The organism is Rhizobium sp. BT03 (assembly GCF_030053155.1).
Classification (GTDB): domain Bacteria; phylum Pseudomonadota; class Alphaproteobacteria; order Rhizobiales; family Rhizobiaceae; genus Rhizobium.
The window spans coordinates 3846980-3866838 of the sequence record NZ_CP125640.1 but is presented as its reverse complement, the minus strand read 5'-3'; the positions used below and the strand labels follow the sequence as shown (position 1 = coordinate 3866838).

Genomic DNA, 19859 nt, shown 5'->3' with positions numbered 1-19859 from the left:
CGATGGCCGTAAGACCCGCCAGATTCGCAACGGCATACCAATCAGCTGGGCGGCTGGCCGGCGCTCGCGTTGAGCTGAAGGATCGCGAAAATCACGAGATAGAGGGCGAGTGCAAGACGCTGCCGCCAGACGATGCGGCGCGATCCGGCAATCCGCTTCTCGAGGCCAGGTGGTGCCCCGTCAAGCTTGCGAAGCTGCATTCGGGACAGCAGGTCGTCGACGGCGGCAAGGCCGGCGGCCTCCGTCTCGTGGCTCGACGCGAGGCGAAACAACAGCGCGTCGAAAAGCAAATGGACCGCCAGCGCAAGGACAATCCCGCAGAAAACAAGCAATAGCAGCCAGCCGAGCGCTGGGGCGAAACCTCGATATCCCGCGGTGATCGGGCCGGCAATCAGTGGCAACAGCGCTGTCAGCCCGCAGAACATTGAGTTGCGGCCGAGATTTCGCGCCGCCGCGGCGGCCAAGGTTTTCCACTGCGTCATTGCACGCCCTCGTTCGCAGCACGGACACTTTCCACGGGCAGATAAACACGCCGCCCCGCGCGTTCGATCAACTGCAGCGCCTCGGCTGGGTTTTCGCAGCGTCGGCTGGTCACTAGCCAACGAACGATGACGCAGGCGCTTCGCTGGAAACCGAGCGCGCAGCAGACGAGGACCGGTCCCTGGTGGCGCGCAGCCTCGATGAGATCAGCCGCGGCTCGCGCCTGGATCTTGTCGAGACCTGTGAGATCAAGGGCGGGAAAGCTGCACCAGCGTGCAAGCGCCCCGCTCGGGCGCTGAAATTCGCCGGTGATGTCGATCACCGTGGCAAAACGGTCGGCCTCGTGGCGACGCGGAAAACGACCGAGATGGACGCCATCAGCAATCACCACGGATGCCGGCATTTTGCGTGTCCAGAGCCAAACGTTGATGATCGCGCCGAGCCGGTAGGGTGCCAGTAGCCAGCGGCTGGCAAACGCGGCACTGCCATCGCCGCGTTTCAGGAATATCTGCGGGCCGGCGCCGAAATATCCGACTGCGACGATCGCCAGCGCAACGGCCGGCCAGAGCAACAGAAGTGCCGCGGCCGTCAGAGGGATGCAGAGCGCTGCAAGGACGAGAAATGCGACGGCACCACCGAGATAGCAGATGCCAAGTCGGCGCGACTTTGGATCGCCGTTCAAAGTGAAATTCGCAAGAGGGGAAGCACCATCCCGCGGAAAAAGCCAGGCGGCGAACAGGCCGAGCAAAATACCGGTCGGAATGTCCATGACGTGATGCTGCCACGTCGTCAGCACGGAAGCGCCGATCAGGAAACACCAGAAGTGCCAGAGAAGCCGCGCCCTGCGCGGCAAGCGGCCGCGCAGATGGTCCCAGATCACCACCAGCAGCGCGACATGCAGCGACGGCGCCTGGTTGAACGGTTTATCGAAACCACCGAGGACGGTGAACATGAAACCGGGCAGGCCGCTGGTGGCCGGCCGTATGAAGGTTGCTTCGAGCGGAAACGCGATGAAGCAGACGATCGCGATGATCTGGATCGTCAGATAACGCCTTGCGAGCATATCCACATCGCGCGGCGTCGTGTTGATGAACAGGCAGAGTGCGTAGAACAGGTTGATCGACCAGTATGGAACGATCGTCCACGCCAGGAACGGAATGGCGCTTTCCCATGCGAAGGCGATGTTCGGCACGTGAGCGCGTTGCGAAGCCAGCCAATTGGCGCCGCCATAGGTCAGATAGAAGAACGGCGCCAGGAAGACGAGCCACATCGCCGCCCGCTTCAAGACCGGCGCGGCCTGGGAAAAAGGAGAACGTGCCTGCCCCAACGGCTTGCCCTCACATTCTTTCCGCCAGCGAGACGGTGAAAATGCCCCACTGGTCGATGCGCTGTTCGATCTTGCGGAAACCGGCTGCGGCGACCAGTTGGTCCATTTCTTCTTGCGTCCGCCGCCGCATAACCCACGCTTGGCCGCCGCGGTGGGAGGTCAGGGCGCGGGCGATCATCTCCAGCTGTGGATGCCATGGCTGGTTGGTGTAGATGAGCAGACCGCCGGGCTGCATCGCGCGGGCGATCCCATCGAGCGAAGTGGCGATCATCGCATTGTCGGAGAAAAGCTCGTAAAGGCCGGAGACGATCGCCAGATCCGGAGCCGGCGTGATCGCAGCCAGCCCCTCGCCGTCAAAGGCATCCTGCTGGCGGAAGCTCGCGAAATCGCTCAGTCCACGCGCGGCAATGCTGTTGCGGCCGGCATCGACGTTGATGGGGGAATAATCCTGCAGGCGCACACTCTCGGGACGCACGGCAGCCGCCTCGATGGCGTCGAGGACATAACGGCCGTGTCCGGCCGCAATATCGAGCACATGGGTGCTGCGGCCGGCGGCTTTCAGGCGCTGCAGCGCGCGGTCGATCAGCTCCTGCAAATGCAGCTTGCGCTGCCTGATGCCGCGCCAGCCGATCGCCTCGAGGAACACCTTGTCGATCAACCGCCCGCCGGGACCGAGCCCCCGCGGCTGGTTCTCATAGACGTAATCGAGCGTCGAGCCGGAATCGAAGCCGGTCTTGACCCCAGTCTTTATGCCTTCCGACACCAGCGCGCCGAGCCTGATGTTGAGACGGCTGAGCGCCCAGTAGATGCCGCGCAGGGACATGGCGTCCAGAGGGCTCGCGAGCCGGTCGGCCTCGTCCTTGGTATAACCCTGGATATCAGCGGTGCGAAGATCGGCGGGCGCCCGGGGCTCGGCAAAACGCGCATCGATGAAACGGCGGATCTCGGCGAGCGCGATTGCGCGGTCCTTTTCGCCAAGCGTGTCATGGTAGAAGCCGGCAAGCACATGCCGCTCCTTGATGCGGCTGCCGAGGTTTTCGTAGAACCGGTGCTGCGGCGCGTGTCGCACCACCCAGTCGCTGCCGGAGATCAGCAACTGGGTCGGAACGGTGATGGCGCGGGCGTCGCCGACGACGCGGGCTGCCGCTTCATAGAGCTGCAACAGAATGTTGGAGGCGATCGGCCGGGTGATCAACGGGTCGGCCTCAAAGGAGGCAATGCGCTCGGGATCATGCGTCAGAAACCTCGCCTTGACATAGGAATTGACGAAGAATGTCCCCTTGAGCTTTTCCCAGAGCGCAATGCCTTCCCTGGCAAAAGGCACGTAGAGCTTGACGCTGAAGGCCGGCGAGGCCAGCACGAGCGCTCGGATCGGCGGCGCATAGTCGTGCACCCAGGTAGTGGCGAGAACCGCGCCGACGCTCTGCGCAATGACGGCGATCTCTTCGACTGGAGTACCGCTCGTCTCGCTGACATGGCGCACAAAGCAATCGAGGTCATGCGCCGAGGCAGCAAAGGACGGCGAATAGCCGCGCTCCCCCGGTGAACGCCCGTGGCCGCGTGCGTCCCAGGCGTAGAAGGCAAAATCATCGAGGCCGAGCTCGGTGGCGAGATGGGCGACGCGGCCGCTATGCTCGTGGCCGCGATGGAGAAGAATGATTGCGCCCTTCAGTGCAGCACCGGTCGCAGGCCACATCCGATAAAAGAGTCGCGTCCCATCGTGCGATACGAATTCGGATTCATGCATCGGTCTCGCCGTCGATGACGATTGCCCACTATCGGCAGTTTGCAGCACGGTCTTCTCCAGTTCTGATCGGTGGATGAGTTGCAACCATTGGCGGAACACTGATTTGCATTCATTGCAAAAGTCTAGTCGCAAATGTAAGCCCTATACGAGAACCGACATGAAGTATCGGCTCCCCGCAAGTACGACGATCTGCACCGCCGGAGCTGGGATAGATTTTTCTGATGCCACGAAATTCGATCGAGGTCGCATGTCTGTTTATCAATTGAAGTCCCGGTTTCAGAATATTCTTCGCCCTCTGGTGCGCTCGCTGGCGGCGCGAGGCGTCACCGCCAATCAGGTGACATCGGTTGCTGCCGCCGTCTCTGTTGCACTTGGCCTTTTTCTCAGCATCGTTCCGCTTCCGCAGTTGTTTCTGCTGGTGCCTGTCTGGTTTCTCTTGCGCATGGGCCTCAATGCGATTGACGGCATGCTCGCGCGCGAACATGGGCAAAAGAGCATTCTGGGCGCCTATCTCAACGAGATCGGTGATGTCGTCTCGGATATCGCCCTGTATTTGCCATTTGCACTGATCGATCCGAACGGCCTGATGCCGGCCATGGCTGTCATTTTCCTCTCGGTGCTGACGGAATTTGCCGGCATTCTCAGTCAAACGGTCGGCGCCAGCCGGCGTTACGACGGACCGCTGGGCAAGAGCGACCGCGCGGTGCTTTTCGGCGCGCTTGGCGTCTTTGTCGCGGTTGGCGGTACATTTGCAGCATGGACTGTGTGGCTTTGGGCCGTGGTGGCTCTCCTTCTCGTTTGGACTACTATCAACCGTATCAGCGCCGGTATTCGCGAGGCGCGCACGGCGGGCCGATAGGAAGCGGAGCCGATCCGCCGGCGGTTCGTCCGCGGGCAATGTGATCCGAAAACGGTGTCGAACGCTGCTTCTGCGAATTGCTCAGTAAACGCATCTTGTGATCCCTCCTTCTTCCAACGACAAGTTCAACAAAGGTTGTATTTTTCGTACGCCTCCTCTTGAAAGCACAAAAGCGGTGCTTTATGTTTTTATCCATGGTATCCACGAGCAAGACACCGCATCCATCGCTGCTGCGCTACATGCTGGCGCCTGACGATCACGCCCGCCAGGCGCTTGATGACACTATTGCCGCCTATCGCAGGATGATCGGCATCCTGACCGAACTCGTCGATGACAAAGCGGGCGCCAATCTCGTCGTCCTGCATGATCTCGCCTATGAAACCGTACGCGAGCAGACGGGCCTGCCGGCGCGGCTGGTGACGCTCGGCCTTCGCGATTTCGCCGCCAATCGGGGCATCATCCCCGAGCCGCTGCAGCTGCCGCTCGACGATAAGCTCTTCGCCATCAAAGGCCCCTCGGACCTGACGATCGCCACGGTGCACGGACGCGTTGCCGTGCCCTTCGATGTCGCCGGCTACTCCAGGGGATGGGAGAGTATTTTTCCCGCATACCTTGTAGCGGACCATGATCGCTACGAGATTAACATCGGCGTCACGCCGAATTCCGCTCGGATGGAGGAAAACATGACGAACGAAGGCATTCTCTCACGAATGGGCCGTCTGATCGCCGGCATCGCCAATGCGGCGATCGACAAGGCGGAAGGCGTCAACAAGATCGCCGTCATCGAACAGGCGATCCGCGAGATCGATGCGGCCGCCGAAGAAGCCCGCACCGACCTCGGCAAGGCGCGCGCTGAGGAATACCGCATCCAGAGCCGCAAGGACGAAATCGTCGAAGACATGGACGCGCTCGACGCAAAGATCCGCCTTGCCGTCTCCTCCGGACGGGATGATCTCGCAAAGGCCGGCGTCGCCCGTCAGATCGATCTCGAATCCCAGATCGCAGCGCTCGACAAGGCGCTGGCCGATGCCCGGGAGCAGCTGGACGAAGGCCAGAAAGCCCTCCAGGCCGTTCTCGCCACCCGCCGCGAGGCCGACGCCCGCCTTGCCGATTTCAAGCGCAGCATCGCCAAGCATCCCGAAGAGGCCGCGGCCGGCCACAACAGACCGACGCCAGGCGCAGGTGCCGCCCGCGCCGCCGCAGCGGTCTCGCGGCTGACCGGCGTGCCATCAGCCGAGCATACGAATAGTTCCGAGTTGGACGAACTCGACCGGTTGCATCGCGAACGCGCGATCGAGGCGCGCCTCGCACGCTTCAAGACGGATAACCGGTAACGCCGATGGCACTTTTCTTCGCGCCCGAATGTGCTCCCTTTGCCATTGCCGCCGCCGTGCTCGCGGGCCTGACGGCGATCGAGATGCTGGCGACCGTCATGGGTTTTTCGATCACCGAGCTTCTCGGAAAACCGGATTTCCATGGCCATGACGGCATTGCCGGCTACCTCTCCTGGCTTAATCTCGGCGGCGTTCCCCTGCTCATTCTGCTGATGATGACGCTCGGCTTCTTTGCCATCGCAGGCTTTGCCATCCAGGCCGTCGCCAACACCTTCTGGGCGCCGCTGCCCTCCGTCATCGCCGTCATTCCAGCCCTTTTGATCACCTTCCCCATGGTCAGGGCATCGAGCAGAACCGTGGCGCGGATCGTGCCGCACGACGAGACCTATGCGGTCGATCTCGACACCTTCGTCGGCCGGACTGCGGAAGTTTCCCTCGGCCCGCTCGATCAGGGTTTGCCGGGACGCGTCCGTGTCAAGGACCAGCATGGAAACTGGCATGTGCTGAGAGCCAGAGCCGCCAAGGATCAGGAACCTCTCGGGATCGGCACGCAGGTTCTCCTCGTCGATCGCAACGCAGATGTATTTATCGCCATTCCCGCCCTGGTGGATCCCACCGGCTCGGACAATCAATCTTTCAGGGAGCAGTCATGATGTATGACATTATTCTACCGGCCGCTATCGCGATCGTTCTGATCTTCGGCATCGGTTTTGTCCTCGCCTCTCTCTACACGCGCTCCAGCCGCGACGAGGCCTATGTGCGCACCGGTCTCGGCGGCCAGAAAGTCGTGCTCGACGGCGGTTCGGTTGTCCTGCCGATTTTCCACTCGATCGCCCGGGTCAACCTGAAGACGCTGCGGCTCGAGGTTCGCCGCGGCGAAGGCGATGCGCTGATCACCAAGGACCGCATGCGCGTCGATATCGGCGCCGAGTTCTATGTACGCGTCAAACCCGACGCCTCCTCGATCGCACTGGCCGCCCAGACACTCGGCAGCCGCACCAACGATGCCGAGGCGCTTCGTATCCTGATCGAAGCAAAATTCGTCGACGGCCTTCGCTCGGTGGCTGCGACGATGAATCTCGACGCGCTGCAGGAACAGCGCATGGACTTCGTCAAGGCCGTGCAGGAAGCCGTCGGCGCCGATCTCCAGTCGAACGGCCTCGAGCTCGAATCCGTGTCGCTGACGCGCCTCGACCAGACCGATATCAAGCACTTCAACGCCAACAACTTCTTCGATGCGCAAGGTCTTGCAGCATTGACCCGCATAACCGAGGGCCGCAAGAAGGAGCGAAACGAGATCGTTCGCGATACCGAAGTCGCCATCGCCCAGAAGGATCTCGAGGCCCGCCAGCAATCGCTGACCATCGAGCGGACCAAGCGCGAAGCCGAGCTCAGCCAGGAGCGCGACATCGCCAACAAATCCGCGGCGACACGCGCCGAAACCGCCCAGCAGGAGCAGGCGGCAAAACGTGCCGAGGAAGAAGCCCGCATCGCCTCCGAACAGGCGATTGCCGAACGCGAGGCATCCGCCAAGCAGGCCCGCGAAAGCGCCAACATTGATGCCGCCCGCGCTGTCCAGCAGCGCGAAACCGAAGCCAAGCGCGACCTTCAGATCGTCGCCCAGGAAAGCGCGATCGCCGTCGCCAACAAGAGCCGCGAGGAATCCGAGGCGAAGGCCACCGCCGAAACCGCCCGGGCGCTCGCGATCGCGGCAGAGGAAAAGGTCGGCACGGCCAAGGCGATCGAGATTGCCGAGCGCGAAAAGCAGATCGCCGTGATCGACGCCCGTAAGAAAGCCGAAACCGAAGCGACCGCCGTCACCGTCGGCGCCGAGGCCGAAAAACAGGCGGCGATCGATCAGGCCGAAGCCATCAAGACGCTGGCGAACGCCGAAGCCGATGCCGCGATCATCAAGGCCAAGGGTATCCTCGAAACCGGCCGGGCTCAAGCCGAAAGCGAGGCTTTGCTCAACGAAGCCCGCAACAAGCTGAGCCAGACCATCATCGAATTCGAAATCACCCGCGAGCGTATCCGCATCATTCCCGAGGCGCTTGCCGAGGCGGTCAAGCCGATCGAAAAGATCTCCGATATCCGGATCTTCGATACTGGCGGCATGCTCGGCCGCGGAAACGGCGCGAACGGCGACAGCGGCATCGGTCTCGGCGAAGGCTTGGCCGGCCAGCTCCTCTCCTATCAGGCCAACAAGCCGATCCTCGACAGATTGCTGAAGGAGGCCGGTTTCGAAGGCGACAACGCCATCTCATCCCTCCTTGGGAATCTCGATGGCGCAAAACCGGCAAAGCCGGTTGCGGCTCCGGTAAAGCCGGCAATACCGGCCGCGCCTCCAACACCGCCGGCAACATCGGCCGCAGCCCCGGCAAAGCCGATCGCCCCTTCGGCGCCGAAGAAGGATTGATGGCAGCCTAAAGCATGCCGCGCAAAACTGTGCCGCGGTTTTCCCAGGCAAAGCGCGGAGCGGTTTTGCCTGGCAAAGCGCGAAGCGGTTTTGCCTGGCAAAGCGCGAAGCACTTTTGCCGCAACGACATGCGAGAAAATAAAGAGCTAAAGCGCGAGGAGCGAATCTTAAGGATCGCGACGCGCTTTAGACGGGTCTGGGCTATCTCACCCAACCCGCCGCCAGCGCACTCGCCCAGTCGGCACGACCGCTTTCGGTGGCCAGTACCGACATCGCCATATGGTCGTAGGCGACGGTTCGGAATTGCCATATCCATCCGGCTGCCGTCTTTTCCAGAATGGCATAGCTCGCCAGCGGGTGGCCGGCTTCGACTGTGTGGTAATAGGGCAGCACATCGTCATAGGCGGGGCAGCCGACGCTGCCGGGATTGACGATCAGGCGGCCGTCGGAGAGCCGGACGGCGCGGGGAAGATGGCTGTGGCCGCAGAGGATCAGCGGCAGGTCGATACCCTCAGCCAGCGCCTCGATCGCCTCGATCGGCTTCAGGAAGACGAATCCTTCGGGCGAGACCGATTCCAGCCAATAGAGATTGTCGTCCTTCGGGGTCGCGTGGCAAAGATAGGCCTCGCCGCGATAGACGGTATCGAACGGCAGGCTGCGGATCCAGTCGAGATGGGCCGGCGTCAGTTGCCGATAGGCCGAGGCATCCGAGGCATGCATCGCCGCCGGATCCTGCTCGATCAGATAACGGTCATGATTGCCGCAAACCGAGGTCAGGCCGAGCGTCATCAGCAGCTCCGCCGTCCGGCCGGCATCGAGCGGACCGCTGAAAAAATCGCCGAGATTGACGATTTCCTCGATACCTTCAGCGCGAATATCCGCCAGCACGGCTTCAAGCGCCAGATGGTTGCCGTGAATGTCGGCGATCGCGGCGAATTTCATAATTAACTGCCTCGATAGGTGGAATAGCCGTAGGGCGAGATCAGCAGCGGCACATGGTAGTGCGCCGTGATATCGGCGATGCCGAAACGGATCGGCACGAGATCGAGGAAGGCCGGATGCGGCAGCGGGGTGCCGCTCCCCCTCAGATAATCACCGGCGTGGAAGACCAGTTCATAAGTGCCGGCCCGAAAATTTTCGCCGGCAAGGATCGGGCCGCCGTCGACCCGGCCGTCGGCATTGGTCTCGACCGTCTTCAGATGTCTGCGGATTTCGCCATCGAGCTGGAAAAGATCGATCCTGAGCCGCTCGGCTGGCTTGCCCAAGGCGGTATCGAGAACATGTGTGGTCAGTCCGGTCATGGGGCTGGCTCTCTGATGACGAAGGGGGTTTCGAAGAAGAATTCCTCCAGATTGTTGCCTGGCCCGTCACGATCGACGACCAGGAAATCGGAGACTTGGCCAAGCGCCATCAGCGGATGATGCCAGACATTGCGGCGGTAGTTCACACCCTGGTCGCCCCGCGCGTAAAACACCTGCGGCCTGCCCGGGCGTCCGCTCTCGTCCTCGGCGACGACAACCAGAAAAGGACGGCCGGAAACCGGTGAGAAGCTCTGGCTGCCGAAAGGATGGCGCTCCATCATGTCGATATCATAGGGGAAACTGCGCGGCTGGCCGCGAAACAGATTGATGATGACCCGCGCGCCCTCGCCCGCCGCTTCCGCCGCGGCCAGCGCATGAAAACGTTCCGTCGTGCCGCCATTGATGAGCCGCATCGAGGCCGGATCGGCTTCGATGACCTCGCCGAAGGCAGTGAAGGCAGCGCTGGTGAGCGGGCGAATGTCGAGAAATTCGGGCATCGCCTCACTCACCTTGGGCATGCCAGTTGCGGACGGCATCGATCTCGCGAAGAAGCTCCGGCAGCGTCCGATAGGTCGCCTCCCAGATGTCCGAGGGATCGAGATCGAAGACATCGTCGAGGATGCGATTGCCCGTGCCGCAGATCTTCGTCCACGGCAGGCCGGGATGCTCGGTGGCAAATTCCGGATGCGTCACCAGCAGACGGGATGCCGCGGCACCGATGGTGAAGTGGCAGAAGGCAACGGCCTTGAAAGTGAGCTGATCCTCGGCGAAAGCCGCCTCATCCATTCCGCCGATGAAGGACAGCGCTTCGGATGCCGCCTTTTGCATGTCGTTGAGATAGTCGATGGCACGCCTCTCCTTCATTCCGCCTCCGGCAGCATCGAGGTCAGACGCAGCAGCGCGATCTTTTCGACCTGCGCAGTCGCGGTCGCAAATTCTTCGTCCCGGCCATTGCCGATCCGTGTTTCGAAAGCTTCCAGAATATCCTCCTTGCCGAGTCCTTTGACGGCGATGATGAAGGGAAAGCCATATTTTTCGACATAGGCCGAATTGAGTTCGGTAAAGCGGGCGTGCTCGGCAGGGCTCAGGCGGTCGAGACCGGCGCCGGCCTGCTCCCTGCGGCTGTCTTCGGTAAGTTCGCCGGATATGGCGAGGCGCCCGGCAAGGTCGGGATGGGCGCGGAGCACACCGAGACGTTCCTCCGGGCTTGCCGCGCGGAAGACCGCGGTAAGCGCCGCATGCACGCCTGATGCCGTCAGCGGCTCGGTCACGCTGCCGGCGTCATAGGCACGCTCGGCGATGAAAGGCGAATGTTCGAAGACGCCGCCGAAGCGGGAAACGAAATCCTCGCGCGATAGCATCAGAGCGCGTCCGGCAGATGGTGCTTGTGCCAATGCTCGGCGATCTCGATGCGGCGCGGGATCCAGACCTTGTCGTGCTTCAGCACATATTCGATGAAGCGCTTCAGCGCCGCCGCCCTGCCCGGGCGCCCGACGAGACGGCAATGCAGGCCGACCGACATCATCTTGGGGCTGCCCGCCTTGCCTTCCTCATAGAGCGTATCGAAGGCATCCTTGAGATAGGTGAAGAACTGGTCGCCGGTGTTGAAGCCCTGCGGCGTCGCAAAACGCATGTCGTTGGTTTCGAGCGTGTAGGGAATGATCAGGAAAGGTTTCCCGTCGACGCCCTTCACCCAGAAAGGCAGGTCGTCGGCATAGGAATCGGAGGAATAGAGGAAGCCGCCCTCCTCCTGCACCAGCCGCAGCGTATTGTCGGAAGGCTTGCCCTGATACATGCCGTAGGGCCGCTCGCCGGTGAGTTCTGTGTGTAGGCGCACGGCTTCAAGGATATGCTTGCGCTCCAAGTCTTCCGGAAAATCCTTATATTCCAGCCAGCGGTAACCGTGGCTGGCGATCTCCCAGCCGGCTTCCTTCATCGCCGCCACGGCCTCGGGGTTGCGCGCCATCGCCAGCGTCACGCCGTAGACGGTCGCCTGCACCTTGAGATCGGTGAACATCCGCCAGAGCCGCCAGAAACCGGCGCGCGACCCATATTCATAGATCGATTCCATGTTGAGATTGCGCTGCCCCGGCCAGGCGGCCGCGCCGACGATCTCCGACAGCAGATTTTCCGATGCCGGATCGCCATCGAGGATCGAGCTTTCGCCTCCCTCCTCGTAATTGATGACGAACTGCACGGCGACGCGTGCCTCTTCAGGCCATTTCGGATCGGGCGTCTGACGCCCGTAGCCGACGAGATTGCGCGGATAAGTCTCGGATACCATCAAATCACCTTCTGAAAAGACGGAGAACGGTAGCATCCGCAGCCGGAATGTCGAGACGGAAACTGCGCAGCGGAATTTTGTCCTTCCCGCACAAGCATTTAGCTCATCGCCTGTCAGGCGATCTTGCGGGCGCTGACCTTGCCCATCGGATGCAGCGAATGAACCCGGAAAGGCCCGCCGGTGCCCTCCTCGATCATCAGCGCCACGTTGGAAACCAGGACCGGTTCGCTGAGCACAGCCTCGAAAACCGTCCGCAGCGCCGGCTCGATGCGCGGCATGTCGATCGCGTTGACGGGACCCGTCACCGGCATATGGAAGCGGAACTCCTCCATCACATAAGGATTGCCCCAGCGATGCAGGTTTGAGAACTGCGCGGCCGACAGCCCGTCCGGATCGCTGCGCTCGATCTCGGCTTCGCTGAGCGGCGCGCGGAAACGATCGAATTCCTGCACGATCGCCGAAGCGAGATATTGGATCTGCTCGCAGGGAACGCTCGGCAGCAGGCTGTAGAAATTGCCGAGCCGGGCGACTTCGAGGCGCGGAATCTGGAAGGGAAGAACAGTTCCGGAAAAACACATGAGATCGCGCAGGAGTTGCGATTCGGACAGCTCCGGACACAGGTGGAACGGCGCCTTCAGAACGCCGTGAAAACCATAGCGCCGCGGCACGGCGGTATGGAAGGCGATCTCGTGAATGCCAAGGCCGCGGACGGCCGGAGGTTCCAGCATATCGCCTGAGAACACGTTTCGGCCAAGCCAATGGGCGGCCATGAGCGATAGCGGGTCGCTTGCCGGGGGCGTGAAGCAAATGGCATAGCGCATGCGATTTCCTCCATCAGGAAAAGGAGCGCCGGTAATCTCAGGCGCTGTCGATGCGCAAGCAGATAGGTGATTTGCATGACAGAATAACGAAACGAGGCGGCGCAGAATTCACGTTTAACGTGAAGCCGCTGCGATATGGCTTGAAATTGCGAAGCTTTCCGGCAGCAGAAATCCGCAGTCTCTATCGCCCGCGATACAGATTGCCGCTTCCGCCAGCCGGTGGGCGAGGCCGAAGCTGACCTTGAAACCGCCGGTCAGCGCGATCAGGCGTGGGTGATCGGGATGGCGGCCGATCATCGGGTCGCGGTCGATCGCCTTCGGGCGAAGCGCGGCCCAGCGTTCGACGACGGCGGCGTCGCGAAGCGCCGGCACGATCTCCCGCGCCGCGGCGATCAGCGCGTCGAGCTGGGTATCCGTCGAAGTCGGATCGTCGAAACGGTTCTCGCTGGTGCTGCCGATCGCCGCATAACCGCCCTCATGCGCCACCACATAGAGCCCGTCGAGAAAGATCGTCGGCAGCGCCGGGTCGATATCGGCTTTCAACAGCGCCGCCTGCCCCTTGACCGGCTGGCCAAGTGGCTGTTTCAACCCCGGCGTCAGGCCCTGCAGCAACGGAAAGGACTGATGGCCGGCGGCCAGGATGCAGTGACGGAAAGCGATGCTTTCGCCGCCTATCTCAGCCATGCCGCGATCCGGCTCGAGATTGGCAACCGTTGCGTGCTCCAGAATGCGCATATGTTTTGACCGCCGCAGCAGGGCGACGAGGGCCGCGATCAGCGAACGGGGCGCCACGCGGGCGGCGAGCGTGTCGTGCACGAAGCCGCTCTCGCCGGCCGAGGCCTCGATCCAGCCGCCGACCGGCGGAGCGTCGAGCACATGCCAGTGGAAACGGCGCGCGCCGGCCTGCCAATGGCGTTCGGCGTCCTCGCAGTGGCGGCGTGCGATTATCTCGAGATGCGGCTTCGGCAGCGGGATCAGCCGTCCCGACCTGTTATAGCCGGCCGAAAGCCCGGTCGCCGCTTCGAGCGTGGCGATCTCGTCTTCGAGGGAGACCAGCGCATCGAATTGGAACTGCTTCTTCTCAGACCACCGATCCGGCATATGCGGCATCAGCGCGCCGAGCAGGCCGCCGCTTGCGCCTCCGCCCAATCTGCCGGCGTCGGCAATGATAGTATCGATACCGCGGCGCTCGGCATGGACGGCTGCCCAGAGACCCATGATGCCGCCGCCGACGATCAGCAATTCGCAGGATGATTGACCTGAGACCGGCCGAGGATTATCGGCTTTTTCCATGACAGACGTGAACCCCGATCAGATTGGCGCGGGCGCGCCGCAGCCGCTCGAATGGCGCGACGGCGATATGCCTTATTCCACCGCCTTTGGCGATCATTTTTATTGCCAAACCGACGGCCGGCTGGAATGCGGCCACGTCTTTCTCGCCGGCAACGGCCTGCCGGAGCGCTGGAACGGGCCGCAGGAATTCGTCATCGGCGAACTCGGCTTCGGCACCGGCCTGAACTTCGCCGAGACCTGGCGGCAATGGAAACTGCACCGCAAGCGCGGCCAGCATCTGCATTTCATCTCCTTCGAACTCCATCCGATGCGGGGCGAAGAGATCGGCCGGGCGCTCTCGCACTGGCCGGAGATCGATGCCGAACGCCAGGCGCTGACGGCGTCCTGGCCGGAAACGCCTGCCGATACGGTCTCGCTCGACCTCGACGAGCAGACGAGGCTCAGCGTCGTCTGCGGCGCAGCACTCGAAGGCGTCGCGGCCGCAAAGCCCGGCTTCGACGCCTGGTATCTCGACGGCTTCGCCCCGTCGCGCAACGGCGACATGTGGTCGGAGGAACTGATGCGGCTGGTCTGTGAGAAAGCGGCACCCGGCAGCACCTTCGCCACCTATGCGGCCGCCGGTTTCGTGCGCCGAAATCTCATCGCCGCAGGTTTTTCCGTCGAGCGCCGCCAAGGCTTCGCCGGCAAACGCGAAATGCTTTGTGGCATCAAGGCATCCGGCAAATAAGCAGATCAGTAGCTGGTACGCCCCGGCTGCTCCTCATCCTTGCCGAGCCATTGCCGGATCTTCTCTTCCAGCAGTTCGGGGCTGATCGGCTTCGACATATAGTCGTCCATGCCGGCGTCGAGGCAGAGTTCGCGGTCGCTTTCGAGCGCATGGGCAGTGACGCCGATGATCGGCACCCGGTGGCCCTGTCCCTTTTCCCGTTCGCGGATCGTCTGGGTCGCCTGATGGCCGTTCATGACCGGCATCGACACGTCCATCATGATGATCCGCGGCGTATGCCGCTCCCAGGCGGCGACCGCTTCCTCGCCATTGTCGACGACGAGGAAGGAAAGGCCGGTTCCCTGCAGGATCTGCGTGAAGACGATCTGGTTGACTTCGTTGTCCTCGGCGACGAGCACGTCGACGAATTCGGCGGCCCGCTGCTGCGGCACCGGCGCAGGCGGCGGGACAGGCGCGTCCGCCTGCGCCTGCAGCCGGGCGATCTCGGCCTCTGAAGCCTGCTTGACGCGGCTGGCGCGCACCACTTCGACGACGGTGTTGCGCAGCACGTTGGCGCGCGCCGGCTTCATCAGATGCGCGTGGCCGTTCAGCGCCGCGAATTCCTTTTCCGTGCCTGAAATATCCATCGATGTGAGGAAGATGATCGGCAGCTCGACGAAGCGGCGATCGGCGCGCAGCCGGCGCGCAACATCGGCGCCGTTCATATCGGGCATGTGATAGTCGAGCACAACGGCATCGACGGTGATGCCGAGATCGGCAGCCGCCTCCAGGATCGCCAGACCGGTGCCGCCGCCTTCGGCGGCGACGCCGTCGAAGCCCCAAAGCGACAGCTGCTCGGTCAGGATGCGTCGGTTGACGTCATTGTCGTCGACAACAAGGATGCGCGCACCCTGCACGTTGATCGGCAGCGGCTTCGGCTCCAGGCGGGCGGCCGCCACCGCAAAGGGCAGGGTGACGGTGAAGACCGAGCCCTTACCCCATTCGCTCTCGACATTGAGATAGCCGCCGAAGAGATCGACGAGGCCGGCGGTGATCGCAAGCCCGAGACCCGTACCTTCGTGCCGCCGGGTCGAGGAAGCATCGACTTGCGAGAACTTGTCGAAGACCGATTCGAGCTTTTCGGCCGGGATGCCGATACCCGTATCCTCGATGCGGATGCTCGCCATGATCTCGCCGCCCCCGGCCGCCTGGAACCCGACATCGACGAAGACATGGCCGCGCTCGGTGAATTTGACCGCGTTGCCGACGAGATTGGTGACGATCTGGCGGAAACGGCCGGCATCGCCGATCACGGCGGCGGGCAGATCGGGAGACGCCCGCACCAGCAGTTCGATGTTCTTCTCGGCGGCATGCGAGGAGAGGAGCGTGGCCACATCCTCCACCGCTTCGGTGATGTCGAAGGCGGCTCTGCGCAGTTTCATCTGCCCGGCGTCGATCTTCGAGAAGTCGAGGATGTCGTTGATGATCGTCAGCAGCGCATTGCCTGACTTGACGATGATGTCGACGAAGGTCTTCTGGCGTGTATCGAGATTGGTCTTGGCCAGCAGCTCCGCCATCCCCAGCACGCCGTTCATCGGCGTGCGGATCTCGTGACTCATATTGGCGAGGAATTCGGATTTGGCCCGGTCGGCGGCTTCGGCGCGCGATAAGAGCTGGCGCAGTTCCTCCTCGCGGCTCTTCAGCTCGGTGACATCGGTGAACAGCGCCACCCAGTGCTGCCCCTCGCTGACCGTCGCATCCATGTTCACCCAGCGCTCGCCGCCGACATGGAAGACGGTGGAAATCGGCTGTCGGGCGGCGATATTGGCGCGCCACTCCCGCAGGATCTCGTCCGCCGCATCGTGGAAATCGCCGCGCGCCGCGCAGAATTCGAACATGCCGAGCCAACCCTGCCCGGCTTCGATGTAGGAGGCCGGAATCTGCAGAATATCGGCCATCGCCTCGTTGGACATCTTGATGATGCCGTCCTGGACGATGGCAAGACCCTGCGACATCGCATGCGTCGCATCGCGCATCATTTCGCCGACCCGCTCCAGCGCGGCGCGGGTCTCGTGAATTTCCTTTTCCCGCTCGCGCACCGCCGAGATATCGGCATAGGTCAACAGAATGCGGTCGTTGGAAATGCGGCGGCTGTCGAAGATGACGGATTTGCCGCCCGCCCAGCCGAGTTCGATCGGTTCCGGCTCATCGGTCTCGAACAGGTGCTTGCGGAAGGCGTAGATCTCTTCCGCCGTCTGCGTGCCGTCGTAGCGGCCGAGTTCGTTATTGCGGCGGATGACGTCGACGAAATGACGGCCGTCGAAGGGATCGTCGAGCGGCAGCTCCCAGATGCTGTAGAATTCGTCGTTGGCGGAGAGAATCCGGTGGTCGTTATCGAGTATCAGCACGCCGATCGGCAGCGAGCGCAGGATACTCTCGATATCCCGATGCAGCGCTTCTTCCTGCTTTTTCGCCTCGATCAGCGCCGTCTCCCGCTCCTTGAGCGGCGCGATATCGGAAAAGGAGCCGACGACATAGGTGCGCCCATCCGCCGTCACGACGCGGTTGACCCGCGAGATGAGCGGATGAATGCGGCCATCCTTGCCGGGCATCTGGCTTTCGATTTCCTTCGACAGGCCGTCTTCCAGCGCCAGGCGGTTTTCCTGGTAGATCGCCTCTCCCTCCTCCGGCCCGAACATTTCATGCTCGGTCATCCCCAGCACCTGAGAGCGGTCGTAGCCCCCGAAGGTCTCGTAATATCGGTTGGCATAGACGAGGCGATGTTTGTCGTCGCGCACGAAAACCGCGACCGGCAGGTCCTCCATGATGGTGCGCAACAGATCGCCTTCGTTGACGCTCTCGTGCCAGCGCCTATCGCTGCGAGCAGCCGGCTTGGCGCCGGTGCGGTAGGCGGCGTTGACGACCAGCGGGCGCCCGTCCTGTGCAAAGATGCCGATCGGATGGTCGAGCTTCTCAAGCGCCTCGCGCACCTGGGCAAGATCGGAATCGTTTACAGTCCGAGGGCTGCCGCCGGTCTGCCTTCCAACGGCGCGGCGATCGCGCACTTCGAAGATGCCGAGCACATAGGCCCGCTCCGGCGACGGCGAAAAACTCTCGATCTGGATGCGCTCATGGCCGAGGCCCGCGGCATCGAAGCAGATGGCGTTTTCCTCGGTGCCGAACACCAGCGCCCGACGTTCCTTGTCCTCGCGCTCCTCTTCCTCGGGACGGTCGAAGAGTTCGCGGCTGCGCCGGCCGATGAAATCGGAAATCTCGCGGCCGAGGAAATCGGCATAGGCCTCGTTGACGGCGACGTAGCGCAGCTCGCTGTTCTTGACATAGGCCGGGGTGTCCAGATCGGCGATCCGGCGGCAAGCCAATTCCAGTATGTCCCCGGCTGATTTCAAGAAATTGTCGCTCCCGCAATGAATGAAATATCAACTACAAAGATTATAACGCCAAGGCTTTTAACAAGGTTTTAACCATAAATTTCAGCAGGGGATTTTTACAAGCCGGCCCCGCAAGCTGAACCTGCCTCACCTTGGTTGCCCGGCTGGCACGACACGGACGGACTGCCGCAGCCCTACGCCGCGATCCATTGAAATCATGACGAAAATTTAATGCTGGCGACGCTTGCACGGCCATCGCGCCGCCGCGATCCGGGCGGAGTCTGAGCACGGCTTTATGGAAGCCAGTCTAGATCAAGGAAAATAGCATGTCCGTTCTTCATAAGACCATGGCGACGGGCCTGATTGCGCTGACCCTTGCCGGCGCCTCGCTCGCCACCGCCACCACCGCCGATGCCCGTCCACGCGATGCCTTCTGGGGTGGCCTCGCCGCCGGCGTCGTCGGCGGCGCCCTGCTGTCGGAGGCCGCCCGCCCCGCCTACCCGGTTTATCCGGCCTATCCTGTGTATCGCCCCTATCCCGTCTACAGAACCTATTACCGGCCGTCCTATTGCCATATCGAATGGCGGCGCGACCGTTGGGGTGAACCCTACCGCGTCCAGGTCTGCCCGGAATAGAGGAACTGCATTCGGCGCCGCTTGACCTCCCGGCGGCGCCGGTCCAATCCTCCCACAGAGGGAGGACCAGCATGCCGGAACCGCTCAAGAACCTACTGCATCAGGCGCTGGTCGGCGACATGGCCGATCGCATCGCCGATCATGCGCCCGCCTTCGACAGGGATCGTTTCATGGCCTTGGCAACGCGCGGTCTTGACGCGCTGGAGCTGATGGAACGCTCGGCCCTGATCCGCGACGCGCTGTTTGCCACGCTTCCCGATGATTTTACCAAGGCCGCCGCCATCCTGAAGGCGAGCCTGCCTGTCTCAGGCAGGCCGGGGCTGACCGGCTGGATGCTGCTGCCGGTCAACCAGTTCATCGCGGGCCGCGGTCCCGATCATTTCGATCTCGGCCTCGATCTGCTGAAGGCGCTGACGCCGCATTTCACCGCCGAATACGGCATCCGCCCCTTCATCCATCGCGACCAGCAACGCGCGCTCGCCATCATCTCCCGCTGGGTCGGCGACCCTGATCGGCACGTGCGCCGGCTGGCGAGCGAGGGAACGCGGCCGCGCCTGCCCTGGGCCATGCGCCTGCCGCAACTTGTGAAAGACCCCGCACCGATCCTGCCAATCCTGACCGCGCTGATCGACGATCCGGAAGATTATGTCCGCCGCTCCGTTGCCAACAGTCTGAACGACATCGCCAAGGATCACCCGGATCTGGTCGCAGCCTTCATCGCCAGCAATATCGAGGGGGCGTCGCCCGAGCGGCGCCGATTGCTGAAACATGCTTCGCGCACGCTCCTGAAGAAGGGTCATGCGCAAGCGCTCGCCAATTTCGGCTTTGGGGCGGCAACGGCGCTGACATGCGAACTGCGCCTCTTGAACGGCGAGGTCACGTTCGGCGAGGGGTTGGATTTCGAAATCCACGTCAACAATGCCGGCGAGACCGCGCAATCGCTGATGATCGACTACGCCATCCATCACGTGAAGGCCGACGGCTCGCTCTCGCCCAAGATCTTCAAATGCAAGACGATCATGCTCGCACCCGGGCAAAGCCAGGCGATCGAGCGCCGCCACGCCATGCGGCCGATCACGACCCGGCGCTATTACCCCGGCGAGCACCGCATCGCCATCCTCGTCAACGGCTGGGAAAGCGCATCTCAAAGCTTCTTGCTCGTGATGCCCGACTAAGTTCCACCGGAGGCTTTCTTGTGCACTGCACTTGACTTTCCGCGCGAACTAGCCCAAATGCAGCCCAGCTTTCACCCTTCCGGCCGCCGCGT

General features: G+C 62.6%; 19 protein-coding genes. 7 read left to right on the top strand and 12 right to left on the bottom strand.

What is annotated here, in order from left to right:
- Positions 1 to 41: 41 nt before the first annotated feature.
- The 3 genes from QMO80_RS18765 to QMO80_RS18755 are packed head-to-tail and all read right to left on the bottom strand — an operon-like array spanning position 42 to position 3602.
- Entirely contained in the window at positions 42 to 482 is a 441-nt protein-coding gene (locus QMO80_RS18765; protein ID WP_283197856.1) for a hypothetical protein, read from the bottom strand.
- Complete coding sequence (locus tag QMO80_RS18760) at positions 479 to 1807, bottom strand: phosphatase PAP2/dual specificity phosphatase family protein (RefSeq protein WP_283197855.1); 1329 nt, start codon at positions 1805 to 1807, stop codon at positions 479 to 481. The genes QMO80_RS18765 and QMO80_RS18760 overlap by 4 nt, the downstream gene beginning before the upstream one ends.
- Positions 1808 to 1817: 10 nt before the next feature.
- Positions 1818 to 3602: a bifunctional alpha/beta hydrolase/class I SAM-dependent methyltransferase gene (locus QMO80_RS18755; RefSeq protein ID WP_283197854.1), complete on the bottom strand. Its 1785-nt coding sequence runs from the start codon at positions 3600 to 3602 to the stop codon at positions 1818 to 1820.
- A 199-nt stretch (positions 3603 to 3801) separates the two neighbouring features.
- Between QMO80_RS18755 and QMO80_RS18750 the strand changes: the two genes are divergently transcribed.
- From QMO80_RS18750 to QMO80_RS18735, 4 genes are all read left to right on the top strand, one after another.
- Positions 3802 to 4413: a CDP-alcohol phosphatidyltransferase family protein gene (locus tag QMO80_RS18750; RefSeq protein WP_283200226.1), complete on the top strand. Its 612-nt coding sequence runs from the start codon at positions 3802 to 3804 to the stop codon at positions 4411 to 4413.
- Between the two features lie 194 nt (positions 4414 to 4607).
- On the top strand, positions 4608 to 5747 hold the full coding sequence (locus QMO80_RS18745) for a PspA/IM30 family protein (RefSeq protein ID WP_283197853.1): 1140 nt from the start codon (positions 4608 to 4610) through the stop codon (positions 5745 to 5747).
- Between the two features lie 5 nt (positions 5748 to 5752).
- Positions 5753 to 6400, top strand: a complete 648-nt coding sequence (locus tag QMO80_RS18740; protein WP_283197852.1) for an OB-fold-containig protein — start codon at positions 5753 to 5755, stop codon at positions 6398 to 6400.
- The gene (locus tag QMO80_RS18735) at positions 6397 to 8163 is read left to right on the top strand and encodes a flotillin family protein (protein ID WP_283197851.1); all 1767 of its coding nucleotides are present in this window, start codon (positions 6397 to 6399) and stop codon (positions 8161 to 8163) included. Before QMO80_RS18740 ends, QMO80_RS18735 begins: the two co-directional genes overlap by 4 nt.
- Positions 8164 to 8364: 201 nt before the next feature.
- Here the strand turns inward: QMO80_RS18735 and QMO80_RS18730 are convergent, their stop codons facing one another.
- The 8 genes from QMO80_RS18730 to QMO80_RS18695 form a co-directional block, all read right to left on the bottom strand.
- Positions 8365 to 9105 (bottom strand): metallophosphoesterase, encoded by a 741-nt coding sequence (locus tag QMO80_RS18730; RefSeq protein ID WP_283197850.1) that lies wholly within the window; start codon positions 9103 to 9105, stop codon positions 8365 to 8367.
- Between the two features lie 2 nt (positions 9106 to 9107).
- Entirely contained in the window at positions 9108 to 9464 is a 357-nt protein-coding gene (gene uraH / locus QMO80_RS18725; RefSeq protein WP_097626531.1) for a hydroxyisourate hydrolase, read from the bottom strand.
- Entirely contained in the window at positions 9461 to 9961 is a 501-nt protein-coding gene (locus QMO80_RS18720) for an ureidoglycolate lyase (protein ID WP_283197849.1), read from the bottom strand. Before QMO80_RS18720 ends, uraH begins: the two co-directional genes overlap by 4 nt.
- A 4-nt stretch (positions 9962 to 9965) precedes the next feature.
- Positions 9966 to 10328 carry a DUF86 domain-containing protein gene (locus QMO80_RS18715; protein ID WP_003592892.1) on the bottom strand — a complete coding sequence of 121 codons (363 nt, stop codon included), beginning with the start codon at positions 10326 to 10328 and terminating at the stop codon, positions 9966 to 9968.
- Positions 10325 to 10825: a 2-oxo-4-hydroxy-4-carboxy-5-ureidoimidazoline decarboxylase gene (gene uraD, locus QMO80_RS18710; protein ID WP_283197848.1), complete on the bottom strand. Its 501-nt coding sequence runs from the start codon at positions 10823 to 10825 to the stop codon at positions 10325 to 10327. The genes QMO80_RS18715 and uraD overlap by 4 nt, the downstream gene beginning before the upstream one ends.
- The gene (gene puuE / locus QMO80_RS18705) at positions 10825 to 11748 is read right to left on the bottom strand and encodes an allantoinase PuuE (RefSeq protein ID WP_283197847.1); all 924 of its coding nucleotides are present in this window, start codon (positions 11746 to 11748) and stop codon (positions 10825 to 10827) included. Before puuE ends, uraD begins: the two co-directional genes overlap by 1 nt.
- 113 nt (positions 11749 to 11861) lie before the next feature.
- Complete coding sequence (locus QMO80_RS18700; protein WP_283197846.1) at positions 11862 to 12569, bottom strand: DUF1045 domain-containing protein; 708 nt, start codon at positions 12567 to 12569, stop codon at positions 11862 to 11864.
- Between the two features lie 114 nt (positions 12570 to 12683).
- The gene (locus tag QMO80_RS18695) at positions 12684 to 13862 is read right to left on the bottom strand and encodes an FAD-binding oxidoreductase (RefSeq protein WP_283197845.1); all 1179 of its coding nucleotides are present in this window, start codon (positions 13860 to 13862) and stop codon (positions 12684 to 12686) included.
- Here QMO80_RS18695 and mnmD point away from each other — a divergent pair.
- A complete protein-coding gene (gene mnmD / locus QMO80_RS18690; protein WP_283197844.1) occupies positions 13861 to 14589 on the top strand; it encodes a tRNA (5-methylaminomethyl-2-thiouridine)(34)-methyltransferase MnmD in 729 nt (242 codons plus the stop codon). The genes QMO80_RS18695 and mnmD overlap by 2 nt on opposite strands.
- A 5-nt stretch (positions 14590 to 14594) precedes the next feature.
- On the opposite strand, the gene QMO80_RS18685 is transcribed toward mnmD, so the two are convergent.
- Positions 14595 to 17975, bottom strand: coding sequence for a response regulator (locus QMO80_RS18685; protein ID WP_283197843.1), 3381 nt, complete (start codon positions 17973 to 17975; stop codon positions 14595 to 14597).
- Positions 17976 to 18283: 308 nt separating this feature from the next.
- On the opposite strand from QMO80_RS18685, the gene QMO80_RS18680 reads away from it, so the two are divergent.
- The gene (locus QMO80_RS18680) at positions 18284 to 18592 is read left to right on the top strand and encodes a hypothetical protein (protein ID WP_283197842.1); all 309 of its coding nucleotides are present in this window, start codon (positions 18284 to 18286) and stop codon (positions 18590 to 18592) included.
- Positions 18593 to 18663: 71 nt separating this feature from the next.
- On the top strand, positions 18664 to 19767 hold the full coding sequence (locus tag QMO80_RS18675; protein ID WP_283197841.1) for a DNA alkylation repair protein: 1104 nt from the start codon (positions 18664 to 18666) through the stop codon (positions 19765 to 19767).
- Positions 19768 to 19859: the final 92 nt, after the last annotated feature.

Bases quoted from the DNA above. Each gene is read 5' to 3' on its own strand.
- QMO80_RS18765 (WP_283197856.1), bottom strand. From the start codon at position 482: ATGACGCAGTGGAAAACCTTGGCCGCCGCGGCGGCGCGAAATCTCGGC.
- QMO80_RS18750 (WP_283200226.1), top strand. From the start codon at position 3,802: ATGTCTGTTTATCAATTGAAGTCCCGGTTTCAGAATATTCTTCGCCCT.
- QMO80_RS18745 (WP_283197853.1), top strand. From the start codon at position 4,608: ATGGTATCCACGAGCAAGACACCGCATCCATCGCTGCTGCGCTACATG.
- QMO80_RS18740 (WP_283197852.1), top strand. From the start codon at position 5,753: ATGGCACTTTTCTTCGCGCCCGAATGTGCTCCCTTTGCCATTGCCGCC.
- QMO80_RS18735 (WP_283197851.1), top strand. From the start codon at position 6,397: ATGATGTATGACATTATTCTACCGGCCGCTATCGCGATCGTTCTGATC.
- QMO80_RS18730 (WP_283197850.1), bottom strand. From the start codon at position 9,105: ATGAAATTCGCCGCGATCGCCGACATTCACGGCAACCATCTGGCGCTT.
- uraH (WP_097626531.1), bottom strand. From the start codon at position 9,464: ATGACCGGACTGACCACACATGTTCTCGATACCGCCTTGGGCAAGCCA.
- QMO80_RS18720 (WP_283197849.1), bottom strand. From the start codon at position 9,961: ATGCCCGAATTTCTCGACATTCGCCCGCTCACCAGCGCTGCCTTCACT.
- QMO80_RS18715 (WP_003592892.1), bottom strand. From the start codon at position 10,328: ATGAAGGAGAGGCGTGCCATCGACTATCTCAACGACATGCAAAAGGCG.
- uraD (WP_283197848.1), bottom strand. From the start codon at position 10,825: ATGCTATCGCGCGAGGATTTCGTTTCCCGCTTCGGCGGCGTCTTCGAA.
- puuE (WP_283197847.1), bottom strand. From the start codon at position 11,748: ATGGTATCCGAGACTTATCCGCGCAATCTCGTCGGCTACGGGCGTCAG.
- QMO80_RS18700 (WP_283197846.1), bottom strand. From the start codon at position 12,569: ATGCGCTATGCCATTTGCTTCACGCCCCCGGCAAGCGACCCGCTATCG.
- mnmD (WP_283197844.1), top strand. From the start codon at position 13,861: ATGACAGACGTGAACCCCGATCAGATTGGCGCGGGCGCGCCGCAGCCG.
- QMO80_RS18695 (WP_283197845.1), bottom strand. From the start codon at position 13,862: ATGGAAAAAGCCGATAATCCTCGGCCGGTCTCAGGTCAATCATCCTGC.
- QMO80_RS18680 (WP_283197842.1), top strand. From the start codon at position 18,284: ATGTCCGTTCTTCATAAGACCATGGCGACGGGCCTGATTGCGCTGACC.
- QMO80_RS18675 (WP_283197841.1), top strand. From the start codon at position 18,664: ATGCCGGAACCGCTCAAGAACCTACTGCATCAGGCGCTGGTCGGCGAC.